Here is a 1,624-nt window from a genome sequence, read left to right on the forward strand (position 1 = left end):
AACGTCGAAGGCGATCGCAATCCGAGCAGCTGGAAAGATGGCGTCGTCACCGCGACGCCGGGTTTCAGGGAAGCCTTCCGCCAGTTCGCCGAAGGCGGCTGGCAAGGCGTGCAGCACCCCGTCGAATACGAAGGCCAGGGTCTGCCGAAGCTGATCGCGACCGCCGGCATCGAGATGCTGAACGCGTCGAACCTGTCGTTTGCGCTGTGTCCGCTGCTGACCGACGGCGCGATCGAAGCGCTGCTGACGGCGGGCAGCGAAGAACAGAAGCAGACCTACGTGCCCCGGCTGATTTCCGGCGAATGGACCGGCACGATGAACCTCACCGAGCCGCAGGCCGGCTCCGATCTCGCGCTCGTGCGCACGCGCGCCGAGCCGCAGGGCGACGGTTCCTACAAGATCTTCGGCACGAAGATCTTCATCACTTGGGGCGAGCATGACATGGTCGAGAACATCGTCCATCTGGTGCTGGCTCGCACGCCGGGTGCGCCGGAAGGTGTGAAGGGCATTTCGCTGTTCGTCGTGCCGAAGTTCCTCGTCAACGAAGACGGTTCGCTCGGTGAGCGCAACGACGTGCACTGCGTGTCGATCGAACACAAGCTCGGCATCAAGGCGAGCCCGACCGCGGTATTGCAATTCGGCGATCACGGCGGCGCGATCGGTCATCTGATCGGCGAAGAGAACCGCGGCCTCGAGTACATGTTCATCATGATGAACGCGGCGCGTTTCGCGGTGGGCATGCAGGGCGTCGGCATCTCGGATCGCGCGTACCAGAAGGCGGTTGCGTATGCGAAAGATCGCGTGCAGAGCCGTCCGGTGGATGGCTCCGCGAAACAGTCGGTCGCGATCATCCAGCATCCGGACGTGCGCCGCATGCTCGCGACGATGCGCGGCCTCACCGAAGCGTCACGCGCGCTGGCGTATGTTGCCGCGTCGCATTGCGATATCGCGCACCGTCACCCCGACGAGGCGAAGCGCGCGGAGCATCAGGCCATTTACGAGTTCCTCGTGCCGATCGTGAAGGGCTGGAGCACGGAACTGTCGATCGACGTCACGAGTCTCGGCGTGCAGGTGCATGGCGGCATGGGCTTCATCGAAGAAACCGGCGCCGCGCAGTACTACCGCGACGCGCGCATCCTGCCGATCTACGAAGGTACGACGGCGATCCAGGCGAATGACCTGATCGGCCGCAAGACCATGCGCGACGGCGGCAAGGTGGCGAAGTCGCTGCTCGCCGGCATCGCCGCAACGGTTGAGGCGCTCGGTTCGCAGCAAGGCCCGGCATTCGACTCGATGAAGACGTATCTGGCACAGGGTCATCGTTCGCTCACCGCGGTGGTCGATTTCGTCGTGGCGAATACGAAGGGCGATCCGAACGCGGTGTTCGCCGGCGGTGTTGCGTATCTGAAGCTCGCGGGCATCGTGCTGGGCGGCTGGCAGATGGCGCGTGCGCTGCTCGTGGCGGCTCAGAAGCGCGACGAGGATCCTTCGTTCTACGGCGCGAAGATGGCGACCGCGCAGTTCTACGCGGAGCATGTGCTGCCGCAGGCGCCGGCGCTCGAAGCGTCGATTGTCAGCGCGAAGGGCGGCGAGGGCGTGCTGGCGTTGTCGGAAGATCAGTTCT

1 protein-coding gene is annotated in these 1,624 nt (G+C 64.7%); it reads left to right on the forward strand.

The genetic code is table 11. The features are described 5' to 3' along the window. Positions 1-1,624, forward strand: a 1,624-nt coding sequence (locus HV744_RS36520; protein WP_175154077.1) for an acyl-CoA dehydrogenase family protein, incomplete at both ends; no start/stop codon positions are given.

Origin of the sequence: Paraburkholderia ultramafica, from assembly GCF_902859915.1 — a bacterium.
GTDB lineage: Bacteria > Pseudomonadota > Gammaproteobacteria > Burkholderiales > Burkholderiaceae > Paraburkholderia > Paraburkholderia ultramafica.